Annotated in this window: 19 protein-coding genes; 9 read left to right on the top strand and 10 right to left on the bottom strand. The window is 53.4% G+C overall.

Annotated elements, in window-relative coordinates:
* Positions 1-617: 617 nt before the first annotated feature.
* On the bottom strand, positions 618-1,364 hold the full coding sequence (locus tag BMW31_RS06770; RefSeq protein ID WP_091823028.1) for a nucleoside-specific channel-forming Tsx family protein: 747 nt from the start codon (positions 1,362-1,364) through the stop codon (positions 618-620).
* A 207-nt stretch (positions 1,365-1,571) separates the two neighbouring features.
* Between BMW31_RS06770 and trmD the strand changes: the two genes are divergently transcribed.
* Both trmD and BMW31_RS06760 read left to right on the top strand, forming a co-directional pair.
* Positions 1,572-2,255, top strand: a complete 684-nt coding sequence (trmD, locus tag BMW31_RS06765; protein ID WP_091823025.1) for a tRNA (guanosine(37)-N1)-methyltransferase TrmD — start codon at positions 1,572-1,574, stop codon at positions 2,253-2,255.
* A 28-nt stretch (positions 2,256-2,283) separates the two neighbouring features.
* A complete protein-coding gene (locus BMW31_RS06760; protein ID WP_091823022.1) occupies positions 2,284-2,826 on the top strand; it encodes a DUF805 domain-containing protein in 543 nt (180 codons plus the stop codon).
* A 3-nt stretch (positions 2,827-2,829) separates the two neighbouring features.
* Here the strand turns inward: BMW31_RS06760 and BMW31_RS06755 are convergent, their stop codons facing one another.
* Positions 2,830-3,684 (bottom strand): patatin-like phospholipase family protein, encoded by an 855-nt coding sequence (locus BMW31_RS06755; protein ID WP_091823019.1) that lies wholly within the window; start codon positions 3,682-3,684, stop codon positions 2,830-2,832.
* An 85-nt stretch (positions 3,685-3,769) separates the two neighbouring features.
* Here BMW31_RS06755 and BMW31_RS06750 point away from each other — a divergent pair, with 85 nt between their 5' ends.
* The 4 genes from BMW31_RS06750 (at position 3,770) to BMW31_RS06735 (ending at position 10,221) form a co-directional block, all read left to right on the top strand.
* Positions 3,770-5,170, top strand: a complete 1,401-nt coding sequence (locus BMW31_RS06750; protein WP_091823015.1) for an aminopeptidase P family protein — start codon at positions 3,770-3,772, stop codon at positions 5,168-5,170.
* A gap of 34 nt (positions 5,171-5,204) precedes the next feature.
* Positions 5,205-6,407, top strand: coding sequence for a C1 family peptidase (locus BMW31_RS06745; protein ID WP_091823013.1), 1,203 nt, complete (start codon positions 5,205-5,207; stop codon positions 6,405-6,407).
* Between the two features lie 165 nt (positions 6,408-6,572).
* Positions 6,573-8,300, top strand: coding sequence for a single-stranded-DNA-specific exonuclease RecJ (recJ, locus tag BMW31_RS06740; protein ID WP_091823010.1), 1,728 nt, complete (start codon positions 6,573-6,575; stop codon positions 8,298-8,300).
* Complete coding sequence (locus BMW31_RS06735) at positions 8,293-10,221, top strand: RecQ family ATP-dependent DNA helicase (protein ID WP_091823007.1); 1,929 nt, start codon at positions 8,293-8,295, stop codon at positions 10,219-10,221. The genes recJ and BMW31_RS06735 overlap by 8 nt, the downstream gene beginning before the upstream one ends.
* 574 nt (positions 10,222-10,795) lie before the next feature.
* Here the strand turns inward: BMW31_RS06735 and ilvC are convergent.
* The 6 genes from ilvC to BMW31_RS06705 form a co-directional block, all read right to left on the bottom strand.
* Positions 10,796-11,839: a ketol-acid reductoisomerase gene (gene ilvC / locus BMW31_RS06730; protein WP_091823004.1), complete on the bottom strand. Its 1,044-nt coding sequence runs from the start codon at positions 11,837-11,839 to the stop codon at positions 10,796-10,798.
* 107 nt (positions 11,840-11,946) lie between these two features.
* Entirely contained in the window at positions 11,947-12,717 is a 771-nt protein-coding gene (locus BMW31_RS06725; protein ID WP_091823234.1) for an acyl-[acyl-carrier-protein] thioesterase, read from the bottom strand.
* Between the two features lie 45 nt (positions 12,718-12,762).
* Positions 12,763-13,305, bottom strand: a complete 543-nt coding sequence (gene ilvN / locus BMW31_RS06720; protein ID WP_091823001.1) for an acetolactate synthase small subunit — start codon at positions 13,303-13,305, stop codon at positions 12,763-12,765.
* Positions 13,305-15,056 carry a biosynthetic-type acetolactate synthase large subunit gene (gene ilvB, locus BMW31_RS06715; RefSeq protein WP_091822998.1) on the bottom strand — a complete coding sequence of 584 codons (1,752 nt, stop codon included), beginning with the start codon at positions 15,054-15,056 and terminating at the stop codon, positions 13,305-13,307. Before ilvB ends, ilvN begins: the two co-directional genes overlap by 1 nt.
* Positions 15,057-15,100: 44 nt before the next feature.
* Positions 15,101-16,903, bottom strand: a complete 1,803-nt coding sequence (gene ilvD / locus BMW31_RS06710) for a dihydroxy-acid dehydratase (protein ID WP_091822995.1) — start codon at positions 16,901-16,903, stop codon at positions 15,101-15,103.
* Between the two features lie 212 nt (positions 16,904-17,115).
* Entirely contained in the window at positions 17,116-18,159 is a 1,044-nt protein-coding gene (locus BMW31_RS06705) for an OmpA family protein (RefSeq protein ID WP_091822992.1), read from the bottom strand.
* Between the two features lie 183 nt (positions 18,160-18,342).
* On the opposite strand from BMW31_RS06705, the gene BMW31_RS06700 reads away from it, so the two are divergent.
* Positions 18,343-19,014: an adenosylcobinamide-GDP ribazoletransferase gene (locus BMW31_RS06700; RefSeq protein ID WP_143049165.1), complete on the top strand. Its 672-nt coding sequence runs from the start codon at positions 18,343-18,345 to the stop codon at positions 19,012-19,014.
* A gap of 70 nt (positions 19,015-19,084) precedes the next feature.
* Here the strand turns inward: BMW31_RS06700 and BMW31_RS06695 are convergent, their stop codons facing one another.
* Positions 19,085-19,930, bottom strand: a complete 846-nt coding sequence (locus tag BMW31_RS06695; RefSeq protein ID WP_091822985.1) for a Fic family protein — start codon at positions 19,928-19,930, stop codon at positions 19,085-19,087.
* 567 nt (positions 19,931-20,497) lie between these two features.
* On the opposite strand from BMW31_RS06695, the gene BMW31_RS06690 reads away from it, so the two are divergent.
* Both BMW31_RS06690 and BMW31_RS06685 read left to right on the top strand, forming a co-directional pair.
* Positions 20,498-21,049, top strand: coding sequence for a contact-dependent growth inhibition system immunity protein (locus BMW31_RS06690; RefSeq protein ID WP_143049164.1), 552 nt, complete (start codon positions 20,498-20,500; stop codon positions 21,047-21,049).
* A 337-nt stretch (positions 21,050-21,386) separates the two neighbouring features.
* On the top strand, positions 21,387-21,719 hold the full coding sequence (locus BMW31_RS06685) for a hypothetical protein (RefSeq protein ID WP_143049163.1): 333 nt from the start codon (positions 21,387-21,389) through the stop codon (positions 21,717-21,719).
* Between the two features lie 66 nt (positions 21,720-21,785).
* On the opposite strand, the gene BMW31_RS06680 is transcribed toward BMW31_RS06685, so the two are convergent.
* Complete coding sequence (locus BMW31_RS06680) at positions 21,786-22,550, bottom strand: 3-keto-disaccharide hydrolase (RefSeq protein ID WP_218140602.1); 765 nt, start codon at positions 22,548-22,550, stop codon at positions 21,786-21,788.
* Positions 22,551-22,717 lie beyond the last annotated feature (167 nt).

Raw genomic sequence — 22,717 nt, 5'->3', positions numbered from 1 at the left:
AAGGGGAGGTTAGGAGGGGATGATTTCGTAAGCTGCATTGCCAACTCATGCTATCAGGTCATCCCCTCCTCCGCCTCCCCTTTCCAAGGGGAGGATACCAGTTTGACTTTTTGCAAACTATTACTTGCTCTTTCCCGCTAAGTAGCAAACCTGCTGCAACCAAAAAATTACTTTGTTACTCTGTCTTAAATAATTAGGAAATAATCAGCAGGAGACCCGCTGCAGCAAAATAAACACGTTGTTATTCCGTCTTAGCAAGCGTATGGATAAGTTGTTGTAAATCAAAAGATTATATCTACTGATGCAAAAGCTATGCTTCAAGCCTCTTGAACGATAGCTTCAAGCGCCTTGAACGATACCTTTAAGGAGGCTGTTGATGGTATATTGGAATACGAGGGGATAATAACAAAAACGTGTTGCATGTATCAGAAGACCATGCAACACGTAATTGGATATCTTAAAACTTGAGTTTTCGCAACCATGCCGAAAGCATGCGGAGCAAAGAATCGGTGCATTCAAACAGCCCACCCGCAGCTTACAGAACAGCAAACTCTAATCGCTCCCCTACCCACAAAGCAAATCATAATTGTCAATTACCCATTCTCAATTCTCCATTTTCAGAACGTCCACTTGGCTGCAAGCGTGGGGATGGCGTAGAACTTGTCGTTGCGGCCCACCTCGTTCCACACGAAGTTGTTGGAAATCTCAACCTCGGTGCCCAGGCTCAGGTTAATGCCCTCCCACCCCTTCAGGGTGTTCAGGTTATACCAAAGCTGCGGTTCGCTCACGAAAATGAGGTTACCGCGCACGCTGGGGTCGTACCACAGGTCGCAGAAACCGGAGAAGGTGCCGCGCTGCCCGGCAAAGTTCACGCCCCAGACGGTGGTGAGCTGGAAGCCGTTAAAGGGATGGGCACCCGTATGCCTGTTCTTGAAGTAGTACTTGTACAGGGCCTGCACGGAGAACGTGCGGGCAAAGTCGGCGCTGTGCCAGTTCCAGGCACCGCCGGCCAGGAAGGCATGCTGGAAGCGGTTACCGTAGTAGGAGCCGTCCGTGCGGCCGGTTGTGGCGCCGCCGTTGTACTCCACGTGCGCCGCCCACTGCCCGTTTCGGCTCACGTTGAACTCGCGGGCTATCTCCCAGTAGGCACCCATCACGCCGTCGCTCTCGTAGTCTACATCGGTAAAGAGGTAGGTACTGCCCCACTTGTCGGGTTTGAACAGCTCAACCGTTGTGGTGAGGCTCTGCCGCGGGGTGAGGTCTTTGTACAGGCTGTGGCCTAAATCGTAATGCAGTTGAACGTTCTGGCAAAGGGCCGGAATGCAGAGAAAAGCAGCCAAGGCTGCAGTAAACAGCTTCTTCATGTCAGTGGTTTTGAATTTTAGCCGCAAAAGTACAAAAATTAATTCTACCTCATTGAGTTTGGCTGCAGAAATCTTCCGAATTTGTTATTTCAGGCATCGAAAGTGCACGAATTGAATAAAAAACACTATCTTTGCAGAAATAACACAGCACCCGGGCTATATGAACGCACACCTGGAGGAAGCCCGCGTGCATGAGCTTTGATACGAATGAGAATAGACATCATAACCGTATTGCCGGAAATGCTGCAGGGTTTTATCGGTGAATCCATCCTGGCAAGGGCACAGAAGAAAGGCCTCGTGGACATTCACCTGCACAACCTGCGCGACTACACGCTCGACAAATGGCGCCGCGTAGACGACTATCCCTACGGCGGATTTGCCGGTATGGTGATGCAGGTGGAGCCGATAGACCGCTGCATCAGCGCTCTGAAGGCCGAGAGAAACTACGACGAGGTGATTTTTACCACCCCCGACGGCGAGCAGTTTGACCAGCACGTGGCCAACGACCTGTCGCTCAAAGAGAACATCATCATACTCTGCGGCCACTACAAGGGCATAGACCAGCGCGTGAGAGACCATCTCATAACGCGCGAAATCAGCGTTGGCGACTACGTGCTCACGGGCGGCGAGCTGCCCGCAGCCATCATAGCCGATGCCGTAACGAGGCTGCTGCCGGGCGTGGTGGGCGACGAACAGAGCGCCCTGTCGGACAGTTTCCAGGACGACATGCTCTCGGCACCCATCTATACGCGCCCGGCCGACTACAAGGGATGGAAGGTTCCGGACATCCTGCTGAGCGGTAACGAAGCCAAGATAAAGGACTGGGAGATGGAACAAAGCTACGAGCGAACCAAGCGGTTGCGCCCCGACCTGCTGAAAAAGAAGAAGTGAATAACCCTTATTTTTAAATCATAACATCATGGAACAATTCAAAGCAAGACCCCGACTGGGATTTTCAGAAGCAGTGAAACTGGCCTTGGGCCGACTGACAGACTTCAACTCGCGCAGCCGCCGCTCCGAGTTCTGGTGGTTCTTCCTGCCCTTCTGCGTGTTCTCCTACGTGCTCAACTTCGTTCTCGAGCTGTTTCTGCCGCTTACGGTGACCTTCATCATTAGCTGCATTCTTAGCCTGCTGGCCCTGGCAGTGACCGTAAGGAGACTGCAAGATGGCGGCCACAGCAAGTGGTGGGTATTCATCAACTTTGCTGCCAGTGTTGTGTTCAGCGCTATGTTCGTTACCAGCGGCGCAATGGAAGCAGCCCAATCGGTAAACCCGGACGTAAATACGATAATGGATTTCTATAAGAGTCCGGTGGCTGTGGTCAGCATGCTGGTTGCCATTGTAACGGGTCTGCCCATCATCGTGTTCTGCTTCATGGACGGCAAAAAGGAGACAAACCGGTACGGCGAGTCGCCTAAATACTACCTGGAGCAGCCTGCCCAGACCGCTGCAGCCGAATAACAATCAGTTTCGGCGCAGGTTGTAGCGCATCACGAACTGCTCGCCCAGCTCGTAGCCTTCCTCATAGAGGGCCTCGAGCTTGTTGACATCCTTCTCTATACGGCCTACTTCGACGGGCTTCTGGGGGCGGATACACAGCACTTGTCCGCTCTCCTCGAGCCGGTCTACCAGGTCCAGCTGCTCGTTGTAGGCCTTGATGCGATGGCTCAAGGCAACCCGCAGGCGCGGATAGTTCTTGTAAATGAAACGAGGAACCTTGTGGTCGCGCTCGCGGCTTCGGTAGCCTTTGTTGCGCGTCAGCACCAGTACGTTGCGCGAATGGCCCATCTCCATGGCACGCATAACGGGGATGGAGTCCACTATCCCGCCGTCGAGCATCGGGATGCCGTCTATCGGCACAATCTTACTAACATAGGGCAAACTGCTCGAAGCGCGTACAACATCGAGCGCGCGCTGGTGGTCGGAGGTCTCCGTGAGGTACATGGAGCGGCCGGTGTCGCAGTTGGTGGTCACCATCTCGAAATGGTCCGAGTATTTAAAATAGGTGTCGAAGTCGAACGGGATGAACTCATTGGGAAACTTGTCGTACAGCAGTTTCTGGTCGAAGATGCACCCCTGGGTGACCAAGTGGCGCAAACCGATATAGTTGTAACGGGTCAGGTAGTCGATATTTGATATGCGGGCACGGCGCGGCTGGCGGCTGATGTAGGACATGCCGTTGCATGCGCCGGCCGATACAGCTACCACATAGCCGAAGTACACATCGTACTTCATGAAGGCGTCGAGCACTCCGCTCGTGAATACGCCACGCATTCCGCCACCTTCGAGCACAAGACCAGTGTTTCCGTCGATTTGCATGAGGATGATTAAATTTACTTGCAAAGTTAATAATTTTTGGCGATTATTTAGTAACTTTGCGTCAAATAACTAAACTCAACCGATTATGTTTGATAAAGAAATCTATGTACGCCGGCGGCAAGAACTCAAGAGACTGGTCAAGAACGGCGTCATTATCCTGTTTGGAAACAACAATTCACCCTGCAATTATCCCAACAACGGCTACTATCCTTTCCGTCAGGACTCCTCGTTCCTCTATTATTTCGGACAGAACAGAGACGGACTGGTTGGCGTCATTGATGTAGACAACGATACCGAAACCCTCATCGGCGACGATATCGACATTGAGGACATCGTGTGGTATGGCTCGGTAGACAGCGTTAGTGACATGGCCGCAGAGGTTGGCGTGGCCCATTCGGCACCCGCCAAGACCCTTGCCGCCATCTGCAACGAGGCTATGAGCAAGCACCGCAGGATACACTTCCTGCCCCCCTATCGCCATGACATCAAGCTGCAAGTTTATGACTTGCTCGGTATTCACCCCAACCAGCAGAAGGAAAGCGCGTCGATGGAACTGATAAAAGCCATCGTCAAGATGCGTTCTACCAAGCAGCCGGAAGAGATTGTGGAGCTGGAAAAGGCGGCGCGCATAGGCTACAAGATGCACACCACAGCCATGCGGCTTACCAAACCGGGCGTAACGGAGAAGTACATAGGCGGACAGGTGGACGGCATAGCCAACTCCTACGGCGCCATGGTTAGCTTCCCGACCATCTTCTCGCAGCATGGAGAAATCATGCACGGTAATCCCTCGATGGCCGAACTGCAGGCGGGACGCCTCGCGTTGTGCGATGCAGGGGCCGAGAACATCAACAACTACTGCTCCGACAACACCCGTACCTATCCCGTAAACGGCAAGTTCACCCAGCGGCAGCTCGAAATCTACTCCATCGTAGAGGCCTGCCATGACTACGTTCTGCAGGTGGCAAAGCCCGGAGTGAAGTATGCCGACGTGCATTTTGCCGTTTGCAGGCTGATGTTTGACCGGTTGAAGGAACTCGGACTGGCAAAAGGCGACACGGCAGAAGCCGTGAAAGCCGGTGCTCATGCCATCTTCCTGCCTCACGGACTGGGCCACATGATGGGCATGGACGTGCACGACATGGAGAACCTTGACCAGATTAACGTGGGCTTCGACGAAGAGACAAGGCCCAATCTGGAGCAGTTCGGAACCAACAGTCTGCGCATGGGCCGCCGTCTTGAGGAAGGTTTCGTGGTGACCGACGAGCCGGGCATCTACTTCATTCCCGCACTGATAGACGACTGGAAGGCATCCGGGCACTGCGCGGAGTTCCTCAACTTCGACCTGTTAGAAACCTACAAGGACTTCGGAGGCATACGCATTGAGGACGACGTGCTCATCACCAAGGACGGCTGCCGCTTCATCGGCGAGGAGCGCATACCTTATCATCCCAAGGACATAGAGGCCTTCATGGAGAACAACTAAACACTGACATATTTTAATAAATCAATAACAAAGAATGAGAAAACTATTGTTAATGGCACTTCTTGCATTGGCTGCAACGGGTGCAAACGCTCAGGAGAAGACGGAAAAGAAGAATCCGAACGAGCCGGTATTTACAGTTGTAAAGGAAAACAAGATTACCAGCATCAAGGATCAGAGCCGTTCGGGCACTTGTTGGGACTATTCTACATTGAGTTTCTTTGAGGCCGAAATCCTCAAAGCTACGGGTAAGACCTATGACCTATGTGAGTCGTTCGTTGCAAACAAAACGTATATGGACCGCGCCATTCAGGTTGTACGCCTGCATGGAGACTGTCAGTTCTCACAGGGCGGCAGCGCCTACGACCCGCTTTACTGCATCCAGCACTACGGCATCGTGCCGGAAGAGGCCATGCCTTTCCCCGGCAGCCTGTACGGAGACTCGCTGAACAACTTCAATGAGTTCTTCGACGTGATGTCGCCCTTTGTTGATGCAGTGGCCAAAAACAAGGCTCAGAAGATTTCCAACCAGTGGAAACCGGGGCTCCAGGGCATCCTCGACGCCTATCTGGGTAAGTGTCCGGAGAGTTTCACCTATCAGGGAAAGACCTATACCCCGCAGTCTTTCGCCGCAAGTCTGGGCCTCAACTGGGACGACTACGTAAGTTTCACCAGCTATACGCACCATCCCTTCTGGACTTCTTTTGCCGTTGAAGTACAGGACAACTGGCGTAACCCGCTGTCATACAACGTGCCGATGGACGACATGATGCGCATTATAGACAATGCCATAGCCCAAGGATACACCGTGGCATGGGGTGGCGACGTATCGGAAGAGGGCTTCACCCGCGACGGTTTGGCCTATGCGTACGACATGAAGAAAATGGAAAGCTACGCCGGAAGCGACATGGCGCGCTGGCTGAAGCTCTCCAAAGAGAAGCGCACCAACATCATCGACTCGCTCGGTGTAAGCGTTCCGGAGCTCAAACCCACCCAGAAGCTGCGCCAGGAACGGTTCGACAACTGGGAACTTACCGACGACCACGGCATGCTCATCTATGGAATTGCCAAGGACCAGAACGGCAAGGAGTACTACATGGTTAAGAACTCATGGGGCGAAACGGGCAAGTACAAAGGCATCTGGTACATGACCAAGAGCTTCGTTGCAGCCAACACGATGGACTACATGGTCAACAAGAACGCCGTACCAAAGGACATCAGGAAGAAACTCGGCATCTGACCGCGCCCTGAAAGCAGCCAGAACCAAGAATTAAAAAATAATAATAAAGCAGCAGTTTCTATTTGGAACTGCTGCTTTTCTCGTTTTTATTTCGTAAATTTGGGCACGGATTACCGGCGCCCCACGGCGCTTCCGCCTCGTAAAGAAGAAACAAAAACAACATAAATGCACTTCAAATGGAATTACGAACCTCCTACATCAGAAGAAAAACAAGCAGCTAACGAACTTGGCGAAAAGCTCGGCATGAGCCCCATACTGGCTCATCTGCTCATTCGCCGAGGCATTACAACGGAAAGTGCAGCCAAGAGATTCTTCCGTCCCCAACTGGCCGACCTCATCAATCCGTTCCTGATGAAGGACATGGATGTAGCCGTAGACAGGCTGAACGACGCCATGGGCCACAAGGAACGCATACTCGTTTATGGCGACTATGATGTCGACGGATGCACGGCTGTTGCACTGGTGTACAAGTTTCTGCAGCAGTTCTATTCCAACATTGACTACTACATCCCCGACCGTTACGACGAGGGATATGGCGTAAGCAAAAAAGGAATAGAGTACGCAAAGGAAACCGGGGTTAAATTAGTTATCATCCTGGACTGCGGCATCAAGGCTGTTGAACAGATAGCTTACGCAAAGAGCCAGGGAATAGACTTCATTATATGCGACCATCACGTTCCCGACGACGTGATGCCTGATGCCGTTGCCGTTCTCAACCCAAAGCGTCCGGACGACTCCTACCCCTTCAAGCATCTCAGCGGATGCGGTGTAGGGTTCAAGTTCATGCAGGCGTTCGCCAAGAACAACGGCATCCCATTCTCCCGCCTCATTCCGCTTCTCGACTTCTGTGCCGTGAGCATTGCCGCCGACATCGTGCCCGTTGTCGACGAGAACCGCATCCTTGCCTTCCACGGGCTCAAGCAACTCAACCAAAACCCAAGCCTCGGACTGAAAGCCATCATTGATATTTGCGGGCTCAACGGCCGCGACATCTCCATGAGCGACATCGTTTTCAAGATTGGCCCGCGCATTAACGCCTCGGGAAGGATGGAGAACGGCAAGGAGAGCGTTGACCTGCTGGTGGAGAAGGACTACAGTGCGGCACTGAAGAAAGCCCGCCACATCAACGAGTACAACGAGCAACGCAAGGACATAGACAAGCAGATGACCGAGGAGGCCAACCAGATTGTGGCCCGCCTGGAGAGCCAGAGGCACCGCTCATCCATCGTTCTGTACGACGAACACTGGAAGAAGGGCGTCATCGGCATTGTGGCCTCACGCCTCACGGAAATCTATTTCCGGCCCACGGTGGTGCTGACGCGCGACGGCGAATTTGCCACCGGCTCGGCCCGAAGCGTAACGGGGTTCGACATCTATGCCGCCATCAAGGACTGCCAAGACCTGCTCGTAAACTTCGGCGGCCATACTTACGCCGCCGGGCTCACGCTGAAATGGGACAAGGTATCAGAGTTCCGCAACCGCTTCCACCAGTATGTAGAGGAGCACATACAGCCCGAACAGACGGAAGCGAACCTGAACATCGACGCCGTTATCGACTTCAAGGACATTACCCGCAGGCTGCACAACGACCTGAAGCGTTTTGCCCCCTTCGGCCCCGACAACACCAAGCCGCTTTTCTGCACCGTGGGAGTGTACGACTACGGCACCAGCAAGGTGGTGGGACGCGAGCAGGAACACATCAAGCTGGAGCTGGTAGACTCCAAGTCGAGCACCGTTGTAAACGGCATCGCCTTCGGCCAGAGCGCCTCGGCCCGCTACATCAAGTCCAAGCGGAGCTTCGACATTGCCTACACCATTGAGGACAACGTGTTCAAACACAACCAGATACAGCTGCAGATAGAAGACATCCGCCCCACGGAAGAAGATGAGTGACAGGTATCTTGACCTATTGCGGCAGTACTGGGGATACCCCGACTTCCGCGGTATCCAGCGTTCCATCATCGAAAGCATTGGCTCCGGACGCGACACGCTCGGCCTGATGCCAACCGGTGGCGGCAAGTCCGTCACCTTTCAAGTTCCCGCCCTGGCCGCCGAGGGCGTGTGTATTGTCATCACGCCGCTCATTGCGCTGATGAAGGACCAGGTTGCCCACCTCCAGCGCCAGGGCATCCGCTCTGCCGCCATTTACTCGGGCATGACGCGGCAGGAAATCATCAAGACACTCGAAAACTGCGTTTTCGGCGGCGTCAAGATACTTTATGTCTCGCCCGAGCGCCTCTCATCCGACCTTTTTCAAGCCAAACTGCGCCACATCAACGTAAGTTTCATAACCGTAGACGAAGCCCACTGCATCAGCCAGTGGGGCTACGACTTCCGTCCCTCGTACCTGCAGATAGCCGACATACGCAAGCTCAAGCCCGGCGTCCCGGTGCTGGCGCTAACCGCAACGGCAACTCCCGATGTGGTGGACGACATACAGGAGCGCCTCGGATTTGGGCAGAAAAACGTCTTCCGCATGAGTTTCGAGCGCCGGAACCTGGCCTACATCGTGCGGCGGGCCACCGACAAGTACACCGAACTGGTGCATATCCTGAACTCCGTCGGCGGTTCTGCCATCGTTTACGTGCGCAGTAGGCGCCACGCCAAGGAGCTGGCACAGCTGATGGATGCCGCCGGCATGAGCGCCACCTTTTACCACGCAGGGCTCGACCACGCCATCAAGGACCAGCGGCAGAAGGCCTGGCAGGCCGACGAGGCAAGGATTATGGTTGCCACAAACGCCTTCGGAATGGGCATCGACAAACCCGACGTGAGGGTGGTTGTCCACTTCGACTGCCCCGACTCCATCGAAGCCTACTTCCAGGAGGCGGGCCGCGCCGGGCGCGATGGCCGCAAAGCCTACGCAGTACTGCTGTATAACGACGGCGACGAGCGCAAGTTGAACAAGCGCATAGGCGACAACTTTCCCGACAAGGACTACATTCGGCAGGTGTACGAGCACCTTGCCTACTACTACCAAATAGGCGTGGGCAGCGGCGGCGGGCATACTTTTGAGTTCGACATCGACAAGTTCAGCCGCACCTTCAGGCACTTCCCCATCCAGGTAGACGCCTCGCTGAAGATACTGCAGCGTGCCGGCTACCTCGACTACGAGATGGACCCCGACGCCAGCGCGCGTGTAATGTTCCTGCTGGAGCGCAACGAACTCTACCGGCTCAGTACACTGTCGCCCCACGAGGACGCCGTCATAACCGCCCTGCTGCGCAACTACGGCGGCCTGTTTACCGACTACGGCTACATTGACGAGGCACTCATCGCCCAGCAGTCGGGCCTCGACAAGCAGCAGGTTTACCTCATTCTCAAGTCGCTCAGCCAGCACCACATCCTGCATTTCGTGCCCCGTCGCAAGACTCCCTACATCACCTACACGCGCGACCGCGACGATGCCGAACGGCTCATCATCCCGCCCGAGGTGTACGAACGCCGCCGCGAACAGTACACCAAGCGCATACACGCCATGCTGGAGTATGCCACCACCGACTATATTTGCCGCAGCCGGCAGCTGCTCAAGTACTTCGGCGAGAGCCGAAGCAGCGACTGCGGACAGTGCGACGTATGCCTGGAGCAGTCGGCCAGCCACGATTCGGAGGAACGCACGGCCAGCGCACGGCGCGAAATCATCCGCCTGCTCTCCGACGGCGAGCGCCATCACGTAACCGAACTCAATGGTCTCGGGCTGCCCACCCGCCAACTCGACAGCGCCATCGAGCAGCTGGTGTTCGACGAAACGGTGCTGGCCGACGGCAGCTACATCAGCATCAATCCCTCGTACCTGCGCCGGCATGCCAAGTAACGTCTGCTCTCTACCCTCTCAAACGACTGAAGTTGATACAGAGTTTGTAAACTTTTTATGCCTAAAATCCATGCAACGATTTCGGCCCAAATAGCAAACGAAATTGCCGTTTGCAGCCTCTTTTCACCTTAATTGATACCTTCAAGGTTGCCGAAGATGGCATTCAAGACTGCAGAAGCTATCCTTTTAAGCCTAAGGAGCTATGCTCTTTACCGTAAGGAGCTATGCTTTTTACCATAAGGAGCTATGCGCTTTACCATAAGGAGCATAGCTCTTTAGCATAAAGAGACCATCTCCTTACAGTTAAAAGACCATCTCCGTGCAAGCCGAAAGTATGCTTTTTAGGCAAAACATTGATAGTTAACCAGTTAGGAAAGAGGCGTTTTTAGCGCGTATTTGCGGGCAACAGGCCGCCCGGTGGCAAATACGCGAAACTACAGAGGGTGTTTGTAAAATAAAAAACAAGGTAAACCGGCAGGCTGCCAGAGGTGAAAGAACGGAAAAAGAAACGGGCTGGCTCCATCTTGGAACCAGCCCGTCGGCGTGTTGCTGTATATGTAAACCTGTGCTTACATCAGTTGTTTTCGGGGCGGAGTTTACGCACCGTCTCGGCGGTTCGCCACATCTCCATGTTGTGCATGGCCTCCAGCTCCTTGTTCAAGCCCTCGCGGTAGTCGGGCTTAGAATTGGAGTCGATGGATATCTGTGCCTCGTTGCCGGTCTTGACAGAGAGATAGAGCCACTCCATAACCGGCTTGATGGCCTCGCGGAAGCGTGGAGCCCAGTCCAGTGCGCCACGCTGTGCGGTGGTAGAACAGTTGGCGTACATCCAGTCCATGCCCTTCTCGGCAAAGAGAGGCATCAGGCTCTGCGTGAGTTCTTCTACCGTTTCGTTGAACGCCTCGGATGGTGAATGCCCGTGTTCGCGCAGCACCTCGTACTGTGCTTCGAGCAATCCTTCGATAGCCCCCATCAGTGCGCCGCGCTCGCCCGTAAGGTCGGATGTGGCTTCACGCTGGAAGGTGGTCTTGAACAGATAGCCGGCACCGATGCCGATGCCGAAAGCGATGGTCCGTTCTTCGGCCTTGCCCGTTGCATCCTGATAAACGGCGTAGGAGCAGTTCAGGCCGCGACCCTCCTGGAACATGCTTCGCAGCGAGGTGCCGGAACCCTTGGGGGCTACCATGATAACGTCGATGTCCTTGGGAGGAACCACGCCCGTGCGGTCGTTCCAGTTGATGGCGAAGCCGTGGGAGTAATACAGCGCCTTGCCGGGGGTGAGATACGGCTTGATGCGGGGCCACACCGCAATCTGTCCGGCGTCTGAAAGCAGCATGCAGACAATGGTGCCGCGCCGGGCTGCCTCTTCGATGGAGAAGAGCGTCTTGCCCGGAACCCATCCGTCGGCCACGGCCTTGTCGTAGGTTTTACCTTCGCGCTGGCCCACGATTACGTTGAAACCGTTGTCTCGCAGGTTACCGGCCTGGCCGGGTCCCTGAATACCGTAGCCGATAACGGCTATCACTTCGTCCTTGAGCACTTCGCGTGCTTTCTCCAATGGAAACTCCTTGCTGGTGACTACTGTCTCCATAACGCCACCAAAGTTCATTTGTGCCATAAGCTATGTTTGTTTATTCGCAGTTCGCGGAGAACTGTCATTATACTGTACTTTCTCTGTTTCAAGCGCAAAAGTAATGATTTATAATCAAACTGCCAAATTTAAATTCATTCTTTTACGAATTTAACCTTACTTCTTACAACTTCCACTTCACTTTCTTCATCGGGCGTTGTCTTGGTTACGCGGACGCAATATTCATCGGCTGCTGATTGTTCGCGGTAGAAGTTGAGCTTGTCACCCTGATGGCTCTCGGCCACGTAGGCAATCTCGAAGCGGCTCACCGCGTGCGTGCGATACCAGCTGAGGTCGAACAAATCGAGAATGTGCTCAATGTATTTCACGCTGTTGATGTGGCCGTTTATGTCCACATCGCTGTACTGGGTGTCGATGGTGCGCACGTATTCGGCCTGTCCGTCCATCTTCACCCGCGAGGACTTCTCAATCGGGCAGTCCTTCCCGGTCTCAACGTAGCGGGTTATCAGGCCGTCGTGTATGGCCAGAATGTCGGTTGGCTGGCGGGTGTCGGTGTCTATCATGGCCCAGATGCTGCGGCCGTAGCCATATACTTTGCCGTCAGCTCCCGTAACGGCAAAGTTTCTGCTCGTAAAAAACTTCATCGCTCCCTCAACCCATGTCTCCACGAAAAAGCGGTCGTAAGAGAGCGGCATCTCCGTCATCTCGATGGCCAGGCGCGAGAGCACCCACGTTTTGTGGATGGGGTTGAGGTACGTCATGCCGTAACCACGGTCGTTGCTGTGGAAATCGGCCGCATTAAGCAGGTGGTTTCCCAGGTGCCCCATGAACAGGCGGTTCTTGAAATCGCAGTGGAACGGCTCGGCCAAAAACGGGTAGCGGCCTACTTTACTCAATAATTCCATGTTCATACTGTTTGGTTGATGTTCTGTTATCATAACGCAGCAACATCACACCTTATTCTCTTGCTTGTTCAGAAAATCGGTAATTGACTCCTCCGTGCTGCGCGTTACGGCTATCCGCCCGCTGCGCGTGTACTGCAACAGGCACTTGAACGCGTTGAGCTGATTGTACAGGTCTACTATCTCTTCCGTGAGTCCGGCCAGCAGAACGGTGCTGTACGTGGGGTTCACCTCCATCATGCGGGCATCGTGCTTGCGGATGGTGCGCGATACTTCGGAATTGTCGAGCAACACCGGTGTTGATATCTTGTACAGCGCCACCTCGTGGATGAAGAGCTCGTCGTCGGTGTAGTAGTTGGCTTTCACCACGTCTATCTTCTTCTCTATCTGCTTGGTTACCTTCACGACCTCGTCGGGCGTGCACCATGCCGTAATGGTGTACTTGTGTATTCCCTCAATGCTTGAAGCCGAAACGTTCAGGCTCTCGATGTTGATTTGCCTGCGCGTGAAGACCGATGTTATCTGACTCAGGATGCCGGCAATGTTCTCCGAGAATACCAGCAACGTGTAGAACTTCTTTTGTGTGTCCATTATATGTCTAAGTGTAATTGCATTTCGTCAATGGAACTGCCGGGAGTAACCATCGGGGTTACGTTCTCTTCTTCCTTCACGGCACATTCCAGCAGGTACGGTCCGTCGGTGGCAAGCATCTTCTCAATCTTTGCCTGCAGGTCGGCTCGGCTCGTGGCAACATCGTAACTGATGCCGTAGGCGTGGCAGATTTCCGCGTATCGGGGGTTGAGCATGCGCGTGAACGAGCGCCGGTGGTTGAACATCAAGTCCTGCCACTGGCGTACATTGCCCAGGTAGTTGTTGTTCAGCAATATGATTTTTACGGGCGACTGCTGCTCCATGATGGTTCCCAGCTCCTGGATGTTCATCTGCAGGCCGCCGTCGCCGGTGAACAGGCACACTGTTCGTGCCCGAACGCCGAAGGTGGCGCCAATGGCAGCAGGCAATCCGAAGCCCATCGTGCCCAGTCCGCCACTCGTTACGATGCTGTACTTATGTTGAAATTTGAAGTAACGGCAGGAAAACATCTGGTTCAGTCCTACGTCGTTAACCAGCACGGCGTCGCCTTGCGTGGCCTCGGCAACGGCATTCACCACCTCTCCCATGAGCAGTGGGCCCTCGGAAGGATGAACAGAGGGCTCTATGACCTCCGTTTTTTCCTGCTCATAGAGCGGCCTGAAGCTCTCGCGCCACTCTTTGTGACTGGCCTGCTCCAGCAGTTCGGTAATGGCGGGGAGGCTCTGCTTGCAGTCTGCTATGACGGACACGTCGGTCTTTACGTTCTTGTCAATCTCGGCCGGGTCAATGTCCAGATGGATGACTTTGGCCTGGCGGGCATAACTGTCGATGCGACCGGTCACGCGGTCGTCGAACCGCATGCCGATAGCTATCAGTACATCACACTCCTGCTCCTTGACATTGGGCGCGTAGTTGCCGTGCATGCCGAGCATGCCCACATTGAGATAATGGTTGGAAGGCAATGCCGAAAGCCCGAGCAAGGTTCGGCCTGCCGGGATGTCAGCTTTCTCCAGGAACTCCTTCAGTTCCTCATGAGCACCGCCCAACTCCACCCCATGACCCACCAGAGCCAACGGCTTGCGGGCTTGGTTAATAAGTCCGGCAGCCGCCCTGACAGCATCTTCGTCGAGTTTAGGATAGGCTATGTACGAGCGGATGCCGCTCAGCTTGCCCGGATTCCATACACACGTGCCAGCCTGTGCATTCTTGGGAAAATCGAGAACCACAGGGCCTGGCCGACCGCTGCGGGCAATATAGAATGCCCGGCTAACTGCCCAAGCCACGTCTTCGGCACGCCTAATCTGGTAACTCCACTTGGAGATGGGCTGTGCAAGGCTCACCAAGTCTACTTCCTGAAAAGCATCCGTGCCCAAAGCACCGATGCCCACCTGCCCTGCTATCACGACCATAGGGGTTGAATCCATCATGGCATCGGCCACACCCGTCAGTGTGTTCGTGGCTCCGGGCCCCGAGGTAACAAGGCAAACGCCCACTTCACCACTCACGCGGGCATAACCTTCAGCTGCCAGGGCCGCGCCCTGTTCATGCCGAACCAGGACATGGTTGAACCAGGCATTATCCTCTCGCGTGTAAGTATAGAGGGCATCAAACACCGGCATGATAGCTCCGCCGGGATATCCGAATATCGTTTTCACATTCTCCTGATAGAGGGAACGCATCAGGATTTCAGCTCCCGTACAGGTTTCGCCCAGCCGGCAGCCGCCCCAGGAGTCTCTTTTGTCTGTTGACATGAATTCTTTCTTTATTTTGTTTCTGTTTCAATGCTTGCTTGCATTCAGTCTATCACTCTCACGCCGCCCTTATCTGCCGAGCTCACACTTTGGGCATAAGCCCGCAGAGCCTTTGAAACCACACGGTTACGGGTCAGGGGACGCTGCGGCCGTAAGGCCAGTTCGGCCTCGCTCAGCTTCACATTGATGCTGCGTGAGGGAATGTCAATCTCGATGATGTCGCCATCCTGTATCTTGCCAATGTTGCCTCCGGCAGCTGCCTCGGGCGAGATGTGACCGATGCTGAGTCCACTCGTGCCTCCGGAGAAGCGCCCGTCGGTTATCAGCGCACACGCTTTGCCCAAATGGCGGCTCTTTATATAAGATGTGGGATAGAGCATTTCCTGCATGCCGGGGCCGCCTTTGGGGCCTTCGTGGGTAATGACCACGCAGTCGCCACTCTTCACCCGGCCGTCCAGGATGCCGTCACAGGCGGCCTCCTGCGAATCGAACACCACGGCCGGACCGCTGAAATGCCACAGCGAGGCATCCACTCCGGCCGTCTTGACAACGCAGCCGTCCTGGGCTATGTTGCCAAAGAGTACGGCCAGTCCGCCGTCCTTGGTGTAGGCATGAGCCATATCACGTATGCAGCCGGAGCTGCGGTCGGTGTCCAGACTCTCCCACTGCGCATCCTGACTGCCCATCCGGATGGAGAACTTATGGCCCGGGGCGCTGTGATAGATGCGGTCGGCCTCGGCGTCGGTTTCCGCCTGCGTGATGTCATACTTACGCATCGCATAGCCCAACGTCATGCCGTCTACACGGTTCACCGACCCGTGTATGAGCCCGCCACGGTCGAGTTCGTTCAGGATACCGAGAATGCCGCCGGCGCGATTGCACTCCTGCACGCTGTATTTCTGCGTGTTCGGCGAGAGCTTACACAGGCAGGGAACCTTCCGGCTCAGCCTGTCAATATCCTGCATGGTAAACTCCACGTCGCCTTCCTGCGCCACTGCAAGCAGATGGAGCACCGTATTCGTGCTGCCGCCCATGGCAATGTCGAGCGTCATGGCATTGAGGAAAGCATCGCGCGTGGCAATGTTGCGCGGCAGTACGCTCTCGTCCCCGTCTTCATAATAAGCCAAGGCATTCTTCACAATCTGCCGGGCAGCATCCTTGAAGAGCCTGATGCGGTTCTTGTGAGTAGCCAGAATGGTGCCATTGCCGGGCAGGGCAAGACCGATGGCCTCCGTGAGCGAGTTCATGGAATTGGCCGTAAACATGCCCGAACAGCATCCGCAACCCGGACAGGCACACTGCTCGATGAGGTTCAAGTCGGCGTCGCTCACGCTCTCGTCGCCGCCATTCACCATTGCGGTAATGAGGTCGGCGTTCTCTCCTTTCCACTTGCCGGCCTCCATAGGGCCGCCGGAGCAGAACACGGTAGGTATGTTCAGCCTCATGGCAGCCATCAGCATGCCGGGCGTAACCTTATCGCAGTTGGAGATACATATCATGGCATCGGCCTTGTGGGCATTGACCATGTACTCTACGGAGTCGGCAATGATGTCGCGCGAGGGCAGCGAATACAGCATGCCATCGTGCCCCATGGCGATGCCGTCATCGATGGCAATGGTGTTGAACTCCGCCGCATAGCAGCCCATACCCTCTATCTCGTGCTTCACTATCTGCCCTATCTCGTGCAGATGCGTATGTCCAGGCACAAACTGAGTGAACGAATTAACTACTGCTATAATGGGTTTGCCAAACTGCTCCTGCTTCATTCCCGTGGCCACCCACAGTGCACGGGCGCCTGCCATTCTTCTGCCTTGCGTGCAAACAGCACTTCTCAACTCATGTTTCATATCCTAACTTTTAATCATTCTGCTTAAAATGGTTACAAAGTTACTGCTTTTTTATCTATTTACCAATAGTTTTTAAATAAAAGTAGATATTCTGCTACACTTTAAAACAATGCCAGAGCGATTTTCTCTTGGCACGAGCCGGCGAATGAAAACAAAAAAATCCCCGATGCCGAAGCACCGGGGATAATCATTAAATCTTTGTTATCAGTTGATTACTTAACGTAAACTACAGCCAGACGGTTAGAAGTTGTACCCTGAACACCCTTGCCAGAAGCCTCGTCAACAATGACGCCACGGCCCTTGAGATATTCAGCTACGTTGTCAGCACGAGACTGAGACAATCTCTGGTTGAGCTCTGCAGAACCCTCGGGAGATGCAGTACCAACAATCTGTACGTGCTTGCCTTCCTTCACAGCATCGAGAGCTTTCTTTGCGTCCTTGGTAAGAGCAGACTTGCCCTGTGCGAAGGTAACGAATACCAGGTTCTCTACCTTAACTACCTGAGGAGCCGGAGCTTCCTTAACAACTTCCTTCACAACCTCCTTAGGCTTCTTGGCCAGTTCGTTGCGCAGGTCGTTAATCTGGGCGTTGAGGCCATCGATTTCAGCCTGATCGCGCAACTGGGCGATAGTGAAGTTATGAGTACCGTTAGAGTTGCCAAACTTATAAACAACACCTGCATTCAACTGAACTGCGCTGCGGTTGATGTTGTACTGTGTGCCCTCGTAGCCAGTGCCGTTGAGTGCCCAAGTTACAGAAGGCTCAACATATACCTGCCATGCCTTCTCGGCACCCAGGTTGAATACGAAGTCGATACCTGCCTTAGAAGTCAGGGCGTTGATGTTCTTTGCGCCATAAGCGTTGAAAGTGTGACCCCAGCCGAAACCAAATACAGGAATAACCTCGAAAGCACGGGGCTCACCCTTGTAGCCACCGAACCAGTTGCTCAGGTTCACGGTAGCAAGCAAGCTTGTATTCAGTGCGCGTACTGCAGTGCCGGTAGAATTCCAAGGCTTGTTAGAGAAGTAAGCATTGCTCTCGGCAGCCAGACCGAATACGGGAGTGAACCAACGGCCAATACGCAGACCGGCGTTGGGGTTCAGGTTGCCCATCCAGCTGTTTCCGGTAGTCTTTGTGGCAACACCTCCATTGATACCAATGTAGAAGTTGTCGAAAGTCTTACTTTCTGTAACAGTCTGTGCGTTTGCAGATACTGCCATCACAGCGGCAGCAAACAATAAAACTAACTTTTTCATGTCTCTCTTTTATTAATAAATTAATTTGTATTTTTTCGTTATCTTTATATCTTTTCGGGTGCAAAGTAAATAAAAAAACTAATAACCACCAAATGTTTTTCACGAAAATTGCAACTTTGCCGCAGAAACGAAGCGAAAATTACGATAAATAGAGGAAAAATGGCTAATTTTGCAGAAAAAGCAATGAGTTTACCGCTATACAAAATCCGAAAGATGGAATACTGGCCCCTCGCTGGCTGGATACCGGCCAGTCTTTCGGCGCTGTCAGTCTTTTTCTTGGGCGGCAGTTTGCCGCCGCTTGTCGTTGCTGCCATAGCAGTACTCATACCCCTGGCGGTGGGCCGGCTGCAGTACGAGCGCCTCTTCATTGCCGGCAGCGAGCAACTGTTGGGCTCTTACGGCCGTTATCTGATTACGCTGACAGTTCCGCTGCAGGTTCTGGTGATTGCATCCATGCCCACACGGATAGCCGTGCTGGCACTGTTTGCGGGCATACCTTTCAGCCGGATGATAGCCGGCCAGCTGGTACTGATGCTCCGACCCGATACGGCAAGCAGGTATTTCACGCTCTATCCGTCGTTCCAATTTGCCGGCCGCGAGGGCAAAATCAATGCCCGCGTCTATCTTATCGGCGCCCTTTACTTCGCCTTCGGCATCCTGCCGCTCGTCTTCATGCTCTGGCAAACCGACTGGCAACTGCGCTGGGACATTATTATCTTTGGCCCCTGCCTGGTCATGTACTTTCTGTACTTGGCCTTGTTCCGCCGCCATCAGGGTTACAACGATGCCGTCATCGCCCTCGCCAGCCAGCTCATTCTGCTCTCGTTCCTGGCCGCCGTGGCCTTTTTGCGGTAGCTGCCGGCGCACCACCCGTTACACCTTATTATATATAGGGACACTTATCGACAGAAAAACTGCCGCAAACCTACACGGAAGCCGCATTGGCGAATGTGTCTGATGAGAGTGCTTTTAAATATAGCTTTATCCATTTTTCATACCTGCCAGAAAATTCCACCGAGGCTAACCCTGTAAAATACTCAAACTGATGCCGGTTAAGAAACACCGACTGCCGCAGCAATGGGGCTTCAAGTACACCGCGGTCGATCAGAAAAAGTTGCGTGATGAGCCGGCCCAGACGCCCATTCCCGTCGATAAAAGGATGCAGCATTTCAAACTGATAGTGTATGAGTGCTGCCTTGATGAGCACATCCTGATTATCTTCCTCATTGATATAATTCTCCAAATCTGCAAAAGCAGTCAGGAAATCATCACCTGTAGGCGTAACAAAGGGGGCCGTGAAGAGCGTGTCGCCCACATCACCTATCCACGTGGGCGAATGTCGGAACTCGCCGGGATACTTCTTCTCATTGTGCTCGCCCTGCATCATGACATAATGAATGTCCTTAAACAACCGCCCCGAGAGCGGCAGAACATGCAGCCGTTCCACGCCAAAGGAGGTGGCCTCGCAGAGCAACTTCTCGTCCATCAGCATGCGCTCATCGCGCTCCTGGGCTGCAGGAGCCATGCCGAACATGAACGGCGAGGGCTCCGGAACGCCCCATGCCAGGCGCACCGAAGCCTCCACTTCCTGCCGCATGGCCTCCTCGCTGTGGCTTAATGACGCTATCTGCCGATGTGCCTGCTGCAGAAGCCAGCGCATCTCATCGTCAACGGCAACCTCAACTTGTTGTAGCGGCGTGGGCACAAACGACTGATAGGCTTGCTCACCCTTGCCATGAACGCGAAAATAACCTTGCCTTTCCATCATCATACGGCCTGTTTTTTGATTGGCTGCTGCCTCATCCACCTTCCTTGCATCGCAATTCCATACCTGCCAGCTTTGCCACTCGGTTGTTTCATCTCTATTTTATCAGTTGCAAAGATAACACAAAATATCGGGTTGTGACTACCCAAGAAAAGAATCAAAAAATAGCAGTCGGATAACTTAGCCTTTCTGCAGAACGGGCTGTTGAGATACCAAAACTCCTTTAAAGCGAGTTAGTTACTAAGGAAAATGCCTGTAATTTGTATTTATCTGAACCCAACCACATGGTGTACTCCGCTGAACTGCTAACCACATCCATCCCCTCTTTGCACGTGGCTGAGTAAAAAAAGCAGCAGGAAAAATAATGACCACCGCATAGACTGGCCTCCACAAGTAGAAACATTTATGGCATGAACTATAAATAACGTAAGTTCGACGAATTATAACAGGCTGCAATTTGGTAATTAACAAAAACTTTTTGTAATTTTAGCCTCGCCAATCATAGGTATGATTGGGTGTGATATAATTCGTAGAAATCATGTGAGTTTAGAATTAAAAAGAATAGCGAAGAACATGAAGAGAAAGAAAATGCCTAAATACTTACGAGAAGAACAGACTGAAAAGAGCCAAAAGCCAAAACTGCCAAGTACCATGTCAGAACAGGCTATACAATACTTAAGCCCTCAAAAACTGCTGTCTAAAACCTTACCAGCTCTTTTAAATGAGAGATGGGATGATTATACGCCAACTCCGGACGACTCTTATCCTATAAGGCATCTGTATGACTTGCAGAATACAAGGATTTCTGAATACACGATAGAAGATTTCCGTTTTCTCGTCAATCAGAACATAGGATTGGAATACATAATACCATTGGCAATAGAAATATTATCAAAGAATTTTCTTGCCGCTGGTGACTTCTATGAGGGCGACTTACTGAATGCCGTTCTCAAAGTGCCGGAAAGTTTCTGGAGGAAGAAGCCATTGCTGTACCATGCGCTGAAAGAACAGCTGAACTTACAGAAAGACACCTTAGAAAACAATATAGAAATCCATTCAATGAAAAAAACTATCAGTGAGTTCCTAAATACAGATATTCTTCAAAACTCATCGAACTCACGCTAAATAACAGGTGCCAGCAACTGCGCAAAGACATCTGCTGATGGACTTGAAAAGCATCTCCGGGAACTTTCGACACTTGTCGCACATGAATTCGACACTTGTCGCACAATCGTGCGACACTTGTCGAAAGTTCACGAAGCATAGCTTTTGCACTTCTTTTACGCGTTTTCAATCACCCCGGGAACATTCGGTTTGTGTCAAAACAAGTGTTTGGAAAAATATCAAACTGCTGATTTTCAGCAGTTTGTAATAACGGACGCATGTCAGTTTGATGCGGGGTATTGCACGCGAAGACGGTTCGCGCTATCTTTGCTGCATCAAACATAGAAAGGAAATGCACATGAACAAGAATGGAATGAAGGACCTGCTGGTTCTCTGCGGAATGGCAGGCATGGTGGCGATGACGGTTGCAACGATGGATGTTCCGCCGGGTGCGAACGGTAACTCCACCCGTAACTACTACGTGTATAACCCTACGGCCATAGACAACGAGATAGCCGCATGGCAGCGCAACGCCAAACCTACGGGCAACGACGTGATTGCCGCCCGGATGAAGGGGTTTATGGATGCCTGCTTCTCGCGCCCCGTGGTGAGGAACAGGCGGCAGGCCGACTCCGTTATGCACGACCGGGTGCGCACGTGGGCCATAGCCAACTACCGGCCGGCAGAATGATGCGGCAGGCCTGGCTTTAGCATCCTCCGGGCCTGCGGGTGCTGAACGAAGCAGGAAAAACAGCCGCTACAGCTTGCGAATCCAGATGTTGCGGAAGCTGATGGGTGCGCTGTCGTCGCCGTGGGCCTGCAGCAGGATGGGGCCGTCGCCGTGCGGCTTTACTTGCGGCAGGCCAATGTACTCGGTAGTTCCCATAATTTCGGTATGGTTCTGCACCACTATCCCGTTCTGTATAACAGTTACCCGGGGGCGGTAGAGGTAAGTGCCGTCGGCCTTGAATACGGGCGCGGTGTAGATGATGTCGTACACATTCCACTGTCCCGGGCGCCGCATGGCATTGACAAGGGGCGGTGTTTGCTTGTAGACCGATGCCGCCATGCCGTTAACATAGGTCTCGTTGCAGTAGCTGTCGAGTATCTGCACCTCGTACATACCCTGCAGATAGACGCCGCTGTTGCCGCGGGCCTGGCTGCTGCCGGTGATGTTGGCGGGCACCATCCACTCCAAATGGAGCTGGAAACTGCCGAATTTCTCCTTTGTCTCTATATCTGCGGCGGCTCCTTTGACCACCGTCATCACGCCGTCGTGCACCCGCCACTTGGCCGGACTGCCGTCGGTGCTCTGCCACTGCGCCAGGTTGGTGCCGCCAAAGAGCACGAGCGCGTCGGCCGGAGCACTGCCCGCATCCTCTCCGGGCGTAATGACGGGGGGCTGTGGTGTCCAGTATTCCGTCATTTCAGGCTTCATGGGCATGGGCTGGGGATAGCTTTTCTGTGCGTAAACTGCTGCGCCCATCATGGTCAGTGCAGCTGTAAGAAGCATTGTTTTCATCCTTTCTCGGTTTTTATGTTCGGTCTTTGGTTGTAGGTTTCACTTGCTCTCTCCTGCCGGTTCGCCGTGAGCCGATGTCATGCCGGCGGCCTTTGGAAGAGAAAATAAAAAAAGGCCAGGAGCATCACTGCTGCCGACCCCATAATTAGAGAGTTAAAAAATCAAGT

The sequence above is a fragment of the Prevotella sp. kh1p2 genome (genome assembly GCF_900111525.1).
In the GTDB taxonomy this organism is placed as follows: domain Bacteria; phylum Bacteroidota; class Bacteroidia; order Bacteroidales; family Bacteroidaceae; genus Prevotella.
The sequence above is the reverse complement of the archived record's forward strand: the minus strand, read 5'-3'. Positions and strand labels throughout refer to the sequence as shown.